This window comes from Thiobacillus sp. (assembly GCA_024235835.1).
Lineage (GTDB): Bacteria > Pseudomonadota > Gammaproteobacteria > Burkholderiales > Thiobacillaceae > PFJX01.
In genome coordinates this window covers 296,572-306,380 of record JACKLQ010000001.1, presented here as the reverse complement: position 1 = coordinate 306,380, position 9,809 = coordinate 296,572, and the positions used below count along the sequence as shown (strand labels likewise).

Genomic DNA, 9,809 nt, shown 5'->3' with positions numbered 1-9,809 from the left:
GACTATTAGCCGGCATCATGGCTGGGTTGCATCCCGCCGGCCTTGACCCAGGCCAGCACCGTATTGCCGTTGCCCTGGTATTCCAGGCCGTCGAAGCTCAGCTTGGCGGCCATGGCGATGCCCCGGCCGTGAAGGTCGAAGGCCCGCTCCGGGGCGAAATCCAGGTAGCCGCGCCAGTCGAAGCCCTGGCCCTGGTCACGGATGGTGAACTGGAGACGCTCCGGCCCCCGCGCGAACTCCACTTCCACTTCCCGGTCCCGGTATTCCGGCAGGGTCAGGCGGTGCAGCACTTCTTCATGCCACAGGCCCTCCAGGAGCAGGCGGCTCTTTTCCGCGTAGCGGATGCCCAGGTTGCCGTGCTCCACGGCGTTCACCAGCAATTCCCGCAGGCCCTGGACCACCCGTTCGGGGTCCGGGCAGGCCCGGGCGATGAAATCGGCCAGCAGGTGCCCTTCCTCCAGGTCCCGGAAGCGGAAGCTGCCTTGCCGCATGAGCACCAGGGGACGCTCCGCCCGGCGCACGCTCTCCAGCATCTCATGGAGTTCCCGAGCCTGCTCCAGGGCGGCCCGGACAACGCCCAGGAGCACGTCGGGCTGGATGGGCTTGGTGAGATAGTAGTAGGCCCCCTCGTTCAGACCCTCGCGAATGCTGTGTTCGTCGCTCTGGGCCGTTTCCATGATGACGGGCACCCGGGAGAGGGCCGGATCCGCCTTCAGCCGGCGCAGCAGCTCCAGGCCGTCCAAGCCGGGCAGGCCCCGGTCCAGGAGGATCACGTCATAGCCTGGGCAGTCCTCGTGAAGCCGTTGCCAGGCCTCCAGGCCGTCCCGGCAAACCGTTATCCGGAAGCCGTCCTCCTCCAGCAGGTCGCGGATGATGTCGGCGATGATTTCCTCGTCTTCCGCCAGCAGCACATGGGGTTTCATCCCTTTCCTTCCCTGGTTGTTATCAACTGTCGCGATATCGGTCGGCGATGGCGCAATAGTCGTGGTAGCCGGCCAGGAAGATGTCCGTCATGACCGGGTCGAAATGGCTGCCGCGCCCTGCGGCGATGATGTCCCGTGCCTCCGCGTGAGACATTGCGGGCTTGTAGACCCGGGGGGTGATGAGGGCGTCGAACACGTCGGCGATGGCCATCAGTCGGGCCGAGAGAGGAATGGCCTCCCCCGCCAGCCCGTCCGGGTAGCCCCTGCCGTCCCATTTCTCGTGGTGCCAGAGGGCGATCTCCTTGGCCAGGGCCAGGAATTCCACAGGCTTTTCCGCGTCCCGCTCGGCCTGCTCGATGGCCTCGGCTCCCAGGCGGGCGTGGGTCTTCATGACTTCCCACTCCGCCGGGTCCAGGGGACCGGGCTTCTGCAGGATGGCGTCCGGAATGCCCACCTTGCCGATGTCGTGGAGGGGCGCGGATCGGGCCAGGAGTTCGACGTAATGGCCGTTGACCCGGTCGCGGAAGCGGGGATGCCCTCCCAGGCGGGAACCCAGAAGCTGGACGTAGCCCTGGGTGCGCAGGATGTGGTTGCCGGTTTCCGGATCCCTGGTTTCCGCCAGGTGGGCCAGGGCGCGGATGCTCACCAGCTGGATCAGGTCGTTCTCGGCCATGCGGCGGCCCACTTCCGCCTCCAGCCATTCGTTCTGGCGGCTCAAGCGGTCCCGTGCCTGCTTCAGCTCCAGCTGGTTGCGCACCCGGGCCAGGAGGATCTGGGGGGTGATGGGCTTGGTGATGTAGTCCACGGCGCCTTCGTCCAGGCCCCGCAGTTCCGCCTCAGAGCTGTCCATGGCGGTGACGAAGATGATGGGGATATGGGACGTGGCCGGGTCTTTCCGCAGGCGGGAGAACACGGCATGACCATCCATCCCGGGCATCATCACGTCCAGCAACACGAGATCCGGCTGGGGCGTGCTGGCGGCGATGCGCAGGGCCCTTTCGCCGGAGTTGGCGGCGCGCACCCGGTAAAGGGGATGCAGCAATTCGCTGAGGACGTTCAGGTTGTCTGGAGAGTCGTCCACGATCAGGACGGTCTGGTTCGAGCCTTCTGTCATGGTTCAACTCTGATGCTCGCGCGTCAATTTCCTTCTACCTCACTAATATTTATAGAGCTTTACCTTGTCCGACGGGTGAGGTTGGTAGCCCTGAATAGAAGCGTATGGCTTGATACCCGTTGTATCGGCCGTTTTTGTGATCTCTTGAATGAATTAGATATGTTTTTTTGCTCGATTTTGATGTTTATCCATGTCTTGGCGGATGGCCTCCCCCTGGCACCCTCCTGATCCCTTTCCGGTACCGGCGAGGAAAGCTGAGCCCGGTCCAAGCCCATGACCGGTTAAGTTGCAATGCATGACGCGCCTTTCAGCCGCAAGCGACCCGCCCCCGCGGAACCGGGCCCTGGCGCGCCCATGGATCGGTGCCTTGCTCGCCATGGCGGCAGTGCTGGCTAACCTCCGGTTCCCCCTGCCCGTGGACCCGGACGGCGGCCAGGCCACGCAGTCTTCTCCCCCTGGATGCAGCTGACCGAACGCATGGCCCATGGCAACAACATACTCCACGACAATGTCGTGAAGATCGGGTGAAACCTGTCTTGGAGGAGAATCAGTGATCCTCGATGCGGGTCACGGTGTCTTCCGCCAGTTCGCCGGTATCCGTGTCCACCCAGCTGGACAGTCCCAGTTCCTCTTCAGCCTCCTCCAGGGTTTCCGCCGGCTCGTAGTCCGTGTCCGGCTCGTACTCCATGTCCTGAACCGCCTCCAGGAGGGTGTCGAAGGGGCCATGGTATTCGCCGCTTTCCTGGTCCAGCCAGAAGAATCCGTCCGGCCGTTCAACGATGCGGGTCTTGTCGTAGTCGGGTGGGGTCTCGGGAATGATCTGGGTCATGGGCAACTCCATTGTGGTGGTGGAGACGGGGCACTACACCATACCCCTCATTCTAGGAAATGGCTTCCCTGGCAACGAACCTGAGCATGCGACCCTGCGACAAGGGCAAGGCAGGGCACGGACCCCATGAAGGTAACGAGCCAGTGTTTACCGGGGCTGCGGGTCAGGCCTTGCCTTCTCCGGCATCCTGTGCTGGTTCCTGGCCAGTTTCTTGGCCATCACCCGGCCCATTTTCTTCGCCTTCTTCGGCCTGGAACTTGGCCGCCGTGGCGAAGGCCTGGCGCAGGGCGGAAAGCTCGGCCAGCTGGGTGGCCACCAGGTAATTGATGCTGCCTTCCGGCACCAGGCCGTTCTCGTCCGCCTCGCCGGCGGGTAGTCCGGTCAACAGTTCGATGGCCTCGTCCACGTTCCTGACGGCATGGATGTGGAATCGGCCCTGGGCACAGGCGTCCACCACGTCCTGGCGCAGCATCAGGTGCCTGACGTTGGCCGCGGGGATCAGCACGCCCTGGTCTCCCGTGAGGCCCCGGGCCTGGCAGATGTCGAAGAATCCCTCGATCTTCTCGTTGACCCCGCCGATGGCCTGGACGTCGCCGAACTGGTTGACCGAGCCGGTGATGGCCAGGGTCTGCTTGATGGGTGCCCCGGCCAGGTTGGAAAGCAGGGCGCACAACTCCGCCAGGGAGGCGCTGTCGCCCTCCACCGGACCGTAGGTCTGTTCGAACACCAGGCTGGCAGCCAGGGAAAGGGGCACGGTGCGGGCGTAGCGGGAACCCAGGAAGGCCGCCAGGATCATCACGCCCTTGGAGTGGAGCGCGCCTCCGAGTTCGCTTTCCCGCTCGATGTCCACCACTTCCCCCTCCCCCAGCCGGGCGGTGGCGGTGATGCGCACCGGGTGGGCGAAGGCGAAATCGTCCAGATGGATGACGGCCAGGCCGTTGACCTGGCCGATGTGGGCGCCGGTGACGGCGATGAGCAGGGTGTCGCGCAGGATCTCTGCCTGGAGCCGGCTGCGCAGCCGGTCCACGCGGCGGATCTGGGCGGCGATGGCGGTCTCGATGTCGGCCCGGGTGACGGTCTCCCGCCCCGCCTTGGCGGCCCAGTAATCGGACTCCTTGAGCAGGTCCACCATCTGCCGGCGGCTTACGGTGAGCTTGTCCTGCGCCCCGGCCAGGCGCGCGGCATGCTCCACCAGCCGGGCCACCGCCTCCCGATGGAAGGCGCGCAGGCCCGCGCCCTTGGCGAGGGTGGCGACGAATTCCGCGTAGGTGCGCGTGCTGTCGCCGTCCCGGGTCACATCGTCCTCGAAATCGGCCGCCACCTTGAAGTACTTGTCGAATTCCGGATCCAGGGCCTTGAGCAGGTAGTAGATGTGCCGCTCGCCGATGAGCACCACCTTGACGGCCAGGGGCATGGGCTCGGGTTCCAGGGACAGGGTGCTCACCAGCCCGTACACCTGGCCCAGGGACTCGATATGCACCTGGCCGGCCCGCAGGGCCCGCTTCAGCCCTACCCAGGCGTGGGGCTGGGTCAGGACCTTCAGGGCGTCCAGCACCAGGTAACCGCCGTTGGCCCGGTGCAGGGCGCCGGGCTTGATGAGGGTGAAGTTGGTCACCAGGGTGCCCATCTGGGAGATATGGTCCACCCGGCCAACCAGGTTGGGGTAGATGGGGTTGTCCTCGAACACCACCGGGGCGGCAGGAGTATTGGCGTTGTCCACCAGCAGGTTCACCTGGTAGCGGGCCGTGGACAGGGTGCCGCTGATGACGATGTTGCTGAAGTCCCCCTCGCTGCGGGGCTGTTCCCGCAGTTGTTCCCCGGTCTCTATGACGTTGCGCTGGACCTCGTCCAGGAAAGCCGTGACCTGGGCCAAGTCCCTGTAGCGGGACTTCAGTTCCTCGATCAGGTGGCCCACGGCGTAGCCCATAGCCTCACGGCTGGCCTCCTTGATCTGGGCCTGGGTCTCCCGGCGCCAGCGGGGCAATTGGGCCATGAGCTGCTTCAGGCGCTCGGAGTAGGCGTCCATGAGCTTGCCGATGCGGTCCTTCTCCGCCTCCGGCAGCTTCTCGAAGGCCTCCGGATCGATGGCTTCCTCACCCTTGACTGGGGCGAAGGCGAAGCCATGGGGGGTGCGCAACAGGGCGATGCCCTGCTCCACCGCCTCCTGGCCCAGGGCCTGGAGGGCACCCTCCTCCCTGGCCTTGAAGGCTTCGTTGATGGCATCGATGCGGGCCCGGTATTCATCGCTGTCGAAGGCGGCGGATATGGCCTTGGAAAGTTCCGCGACGAAGTCCTGCATGTCCCGCTTGAACTGGCCGCCCCGGCCGGCGGGGACCCGCAGCAGGCGGGGCTTGTTGCCCTCGGCGAAGTTGTAGACATAACACCAGTCGCTGGGCACCTGCCCCGCCCCGGCCTTGGCCTCCAGCAGCCGACGCACCACGGAATGGCGACCCGTGCCGGGGTCGCCCAGGACGAACAGGTTGAAGCCCTCATGGGGAATGTCGATGCCGAATTCCACGGCCTCCACCGCCCGGGCCTGGCCGATGATCTCCGTGCCCGTAGGGAGCTCGGCGGTGGTCTCGAAGGAGAACTGGGCAGGATCGCAGCGCCGGTAGAGCTGGCTCGCTTCCAAGGCCTTGAGATTGGACATCCGGGGTCCCTTTCTATGGGCCGCCATCAGTGAATGCGGCCCCCATGGAAACTATAGATCAGCCGACGACACCACTCGATTGCGGCCCTGCTGCTTGGCGGCATAGAGCGCCGCGTCGGCGCGGTGCATCAGCGTTTCCACGCTGTCTTCTTTCCGCACCTCGGCCACGCCGATGCTGACCGTGACGACGCATGGACCGTTGCCGGTGGGAACGGGCGTCTGCTCCAGGCGGGCGCGGATCCGTTCCGCCACGGGGCGCGCCACGTATTCGGCGGTCTCCGGCAGGAGGATGGCGAACTCCTCGCCCCCCAGGCGACCGGCCACGTCCTGGGTGCGCAAGCAGCATTGCACGGAATCGGCGAACTGGCGCAAGGCCTCGTCGCCCACGCCGTGGCCCCACTGGTCGTTGATCTGCTTGAAGTGGTCCAGGTCCAGCATGAGCAGGGAGAGGGGATGACCGTAGCGCTGGCGCCGCGCCAGCTCGCTGACCATCTGGGCCATGAAATAGCGGCGGTTGGGCAGCCCCGTCAGGGCATCGGTGTTGGCCAGGCGTTCCAGGTCCTCCTGCAGGCGCTGGCGCTCAGCCACTTCCCGGCGCAGGGTACGGTTGAGGCGGGAAAAGTACAGGCTGACCCACACCGCCAGGGCCACCGCCAGGAAGGCCGCGCCCAGTGTCAGGTAAAAGCGGGTGTAGTCCTGGGGCGGGACTTCCCTGGGTTGCAGGAAATCGTCCAGGGGATAGTTGGCGGGCATCATGCCCAGTTCGGCGAAGGTGTCGGCGATGTGGCGCCAGCGACCCGGGTTCATTTGGCCGATCTCCACCAGTTCCGGGGTCATGAGGCGCCGGGTCTGCTCCGCTTCGAACAGCAGGTGCTCCATGCTGTGGCGCTGGCTGTAGTCGGCGTGGATCAGACGCGCCAGTTCTTCCCGATGGGCCAGGGCGTAGTACCACCCCCGCAGGGTGGCCTCCACGAACCGGCGCACCCGGTCCGGGTGCTGTTGCAGTTCCTGCTCGGAGGTGAAAAGCACGTCGCCGTAGAAATCGATGCCCGCGGCCCGAGGCGAGAACTGGCTGTAGGGCACCTGGGCCTGTTCCATGAGGTACACCTCGTCCGTGGAATAGGCCGGCATGGCATCCACGTCCCCCTCCAGCAGGGCCTTGAGGTCGAAGCTCTGGTGGGTGCGGGACAACTGGTAAGGAACCCCTTCGCTCTTCAGGTAGGCCGCCAGTTCCGCCGCGTCCGGGCCCAGCAGCAGGCGACGGTTGGCCAGGTCGTGGAGGGAATCGATGCGCCGGTCCCGCCGCGCCAGCAGGATCATGGGGGAGTGCTGGAAGATGGCCGCCAGGGCCCGCACCGGCTTGCCCCTGGCCCGTTCCACCACCAGGTCGGAGCCATGCACCCCGTATTCGGCATCTCCCCTGCTCACCACGTCCACGGCGGATTCGTGGGCCGGCGCTTCCAGGATGGCCACATCCAGACCGACCTCCCGGTAATAGCCCTGGCTCAGGGCGGCGTAATAGCCCGCGAACTGGAATTGGTGCAGCCACTTGAGCTGGAGCCTGACCTTCTCGACAGGGGAGGCCGACTCCCCGGGAGCCGCCTGGCAGGTAGCAACCCCCATCAGGATCCAGGCAAATATCCACGTAAACATTTTCATGGGGCCGATTATCCATCGGCATAGGTGAAAACACATGGGCAGAAGCAACCATGCCCGGCCAAGGGAGCCCACCACTGCCGGTAGAATGGCACCATGCTCAATCTTCACCCCAGACCCGCCTCCGAGCCGGCCCTGGATGCCCTGGTTCGGGCGGGCTACCCGCCCCTGCTGGCCCGCCTGTTCTCTGCCCGGGGCGTGGCAGGGCCGGGGGACCTGAAACGGGGCCTGAACGAACTCCTGCCCTACGCCCGGCTGCTCCATTGCGAGGCCGCCGCCGCAAGGCTGGCGGATGCCATCCAGCGCCGGGAACGCCTGCTGGTGGTGGGAGACTACGACGCCGACGGTGCCACCGCCACCGCCGTGGCCATGAGCGGGCTCCGGGCCCTGGGCGCGGAAGTGGACTACCTGGTGCCCAACCGCTTCGAGTACGGATACGGCCTCTCGCCGGAAATCGTGGCCCTGGCCGCGGAGCGCAAGCCCCACCTGCTCATCACCGTGGACAACGGCATCGCTGCCAACGCGGGCATCGAGGAAGCCCGCCGCCTGGGACTTGAGGTGCTGGTCACGGACCACCACCTGCCCGGTGACGCCCTACCGGAAGCCCTCATCGTCAACCCCAACCAGCCTGGCTGCCCGTTTCCCAGCAAGCACCTGGCCGGGGTGGGGGTAATGTTCTACGTACTCATGGCCCTGAGAGCGGAACTGCGCAGTCGCGGCGCGTTCCTCAATCGTCAGGAACCCAATCTGGCCGCCCTGCTCGACCTGGTGGCCCTGGGCACCGTGGCCGACGTGGTGAAGCTGGACGCCAACAACCGCCTGCTGGTGGCCCAGGGCGTGGCCCGCATGCGCCGGGGCCTGGCCCGGCCCGGCATCCAGGCCCTGTTCCAGGTGGCGGGCCGCAGGCCGGAACGGGCCTGCGCCGAGGATCTGGGCTTCGTGGTGGGCCCCCGCCTCAACGCCGCCGGCCGCCTGTCGGACATGAGCCTGGGCATCGAGTGCCTGCTGTCCTCCGACACCGGGCGGGCAACGGCCCTGGCGGGGGACCTGGACCGGCTCAACCGGGAACGGCGGGGCATCGAGGCGGACATGCAGGGCCAGGCCCTGGCCCTGCTGGAAGACATCACCGTGACGGACGGGGCCAGCCTGTGCCTGTTCGACCCGTCCTGGCACCAGGGCGTGGTGGGCCTGCTGGCTTCACGCCTGAAGGAACGCCATCACCGTCCCACCCTCATTTTCGCCGACGGCGGCGACAGCTTTTTGAAAGGGTCCGGACGTTCCATACCCGGCCTGCATCTGCGGGATGCCCTGGACCGGGTGGACCGCCTGGCGCCGGGATTGATGGTGAAATTCGGCGGCCACGCGGCGGCGGCGGGCCTGACCATTCCCCGGCAGCGGTTCGAGGAATTCTCCGCCCTGTTCGAACGGGTGGCCCGGGAGGAATTGAGCGAGGCGGACCTTACCCGCACCATCGAGACCGACGGGGAACTGGCCCGGGATGAATTCAGCCTGGAGAACGCCGAGGCCCTGCGGGACACGGTGTGGGGCCAGGGCTTCCCGGCACCGGCCTTCCATGGCGACTTTGCAGTCCAGTCCCAGCGCCTGGTGGGCGAGAAGCACCTCAAGCTGCGCCTGGCTGGGGAGGGCTTCGCCGCCGAGGCCATCCTGTTCAACCAGGACACGCCCCTGCCGGAACGCATCCAGGCGGTCTACAGGCTGGATGTGAACGAGTGGAACGGCAACCGCAGCCTGCAGCTCAACCTGAGCCACTGGGGTGAAGTGGCCTAGCCGCTTGCAGGCTTTGCAGCCTTGAACAGGTCGAAGAAATTCCGCGTGGAGGCCTGGGCCACTGCCTCCACGCTGATGCCCCGCAGGCTGGCGATCTCCTCTGCCACGTGACGCACGTAGGCAGGCTCGTTGCGCTTGCCGCGATGGGGCGTGGGGGCCAGATAGGGGGCGTCCGTCTCGATGAGCAGCCGTTCCAGGGGAACATGTCGGGCCACTTCCTTCAGGTCCTTGGCGTTCTTGAAGGTGACGATGCCGGAGAAGGAGATATAGAAACCATGGGCCAGGGCCGCGTCAGCGACCACCTGGCTCTCGGTGAAGCAGTGCATGACCCCCCCCGCCTCGCCGGCCCCTTCCTCCGCCATGATGGCCAGGGTGTCCTCCGCCGCGCTGCGGGTGTGGATCACCAGGGGCTTGCCCGCCTGCCGGGCTGCGCGGATGTGGGTGCGGAATCGGGCCCGCTGCCAGTCCACGTCTTCCCGGGCCATGCGGTAATAGTCCAGGCCCGTCTCGCCGATGGCCACCACCCTGGGGTGGGCGGCCAGTTCCACCAGTTCCGCCACGTCCGGTTCCCTGCCCTCGTCATGGTCGGGATGCACACCCACGGAGGCGAACACGTTGTCGTGGGCCTCGGCCAGCGCCAGCACCCGTGGAAAATTTTCCAGATTCACGGAAATGCACAGGGCGTAGCCCACGTCGGCGTCGCGCATGTTGGCCAGCAGGGGCCCCGCGCCCTCCGTGAAGTCGGGGAAATCGATATGGCAGTGGGAATCGACAAACATGGTCATCAGTTTTCAGTGGGCAGTCTGCAGTTGAAAAGCAGATGCCATAAGCTAGAACAAGCTGCCGACT

General features: G+C 66.2%; 7 protein-coding genes. 1 reads left to right on the top strand and 6 read right to left on the bottom strand.

Annotated features, from left to right (window positions below; all coding sequences use genetic code 11):
* Window positions 1-5: 5 nt before the first annotated feature.
* The 5 genes from H6935_01530 to H6935_01510 form a co-directional block, all read right to left on the bottom strand.
* Window positions 6-923, bottom strand: a complete 918-nt coding sequence (locus H6935_01530; protein ID MCP5277025.1) for a response regulator — start codon at window positions 921-923, stop codon at window positions 6-8.
* 22 nt (window positions 924-945) lie between these two features.
* Entirely contained in the window at window positions 946-2,037 is a 1,092-nt protein-coding gene (locus H6935_01525) for a two-component system response regulator (protein MCP5277024.1), read from the bottom strand.
* Window positions 2,038-2,584: 547 nt separating this feature from the next.
* On the bottom strand, window positions 2,585-2,866 hold the full coding sequence (locus tag H6935_01520; protein MCP5277023.1) for a hypothetical protein: 282 nt from the start codon (window positions 2,864-2,866) through the stop codon (window positions 2,585-2,587).
* A gap of 163 nt (window positions 2,867-3,029) precedes the next feature.
* Window positions 3,030-5,516, bottom strand: coding sequence for an AAA family ATPase (locus H6935_01515; protein MCP5277022.1), 2,487 nt, complete (start codon window positions 5,514-5,516; stop codon window positions 3,030-3,032).
* A 51-nt stretch (window positions 5,517-5,567) separates the two neighbouring features.
* Window positions 5,568-7,175, bottom strand: a complete 1,608-nt coding sequence (locus H6935_01510; protein ID MCP5277021.1) for a diguanylate cyclase — start codon at window positions 7,173-7,175, stop codon at window positions 5,568-5,570.
* A 93-nt stretch (window positions 7,176-7,268) separates the two neighbouring features.
* On the opposite strand from H6935_01510, the gene recJ reads away from it, so the two are divergent.
* Window positions 7,269-8,960 carry a single-stranded-DNA-specific exonuclease RecJ gene (recJ, locus tag H6935_01505; protein ID MCP5277020.1) on the top strand — a complete coding sequence of 564 codons (1,692 nt, stop codon included), beginning with the start codon at window positions 7,269-7,271 and terminating at the stop codon, window positions 8,958-8,960.
* On the opposite strand, the gene H6935_01500 is transcribed toward recJ, so the two are convergent.
* Window positions 8,957-9,739, bottom strand: coding sequence for a TatD family hydrolase (locus tag H6935_01500; GenBank protein ID MCP5277019.1), 783 nt, complete (start codon window positions 9,737-9,739; stop codon window positions 8,957-8,959). The two genes, recJ and H6935_01500, sit on opposite strands and share 4 nt — an antisense overlap.
* Between the last annotated feature and the right edge of the window lie 70 nt (window positions 9,740-9,809).

What these genes read in the sequence shown, in the direction of transcription:
- recJ (MCP5277020.1), top strand. Translation starts at nt 7,269, where the DNA reads ATGCTCAATCTTCACCCCAGACCCGCCTCCGAGCCGGCCCTGGATGCC.
- H6935_01500 (MCP5277019.1), bottom strand. Translation starts at nt 9,739, where the DNA reads ATGTTTGTCGATTCCCACTGCCATATCGATTTCCCCGACTTCACGGAG.
- H6935_01530 (MCP5277025.1), bottom strand. Translation starts at nt 923, where the DNA reads ATGAAACCCCATGTGCTGCTGGCGGAAGACGAGGAAATCATCGCCGAC.
- H6935_01525 (MCP5277024.1), bottom strand. Translation starts at nt 2,037, where the DNA reads ATGACAGAAGGCTCGAACCAGACCGTCCTGATCGTGGACGACTCTCCA.
- H6935_01510 (MCP5277021.1), bottom strand. Translation starts at nt 7,175, where the DNA reads ATGAAAATGTTTACGTGGATATTTGCCTGGATCCTGATGGGGGTTGCT.
- H6935_01515 (MCP5277022.1), bottom strand. Translation starts at nt 5,516, where the DNA reads ATGTCCAATCTCAAGGCCTTGGAAGCGAGCCAGCTCTACCGGCGCTGC.
- H6935_01520 (MCP5277023.1), bottom strand. Translation starts at nt 2,866, where the DNA reads ATGACCCAGATCATTCCCGAGACCCCACCCGACTACGACAAGACCCGC.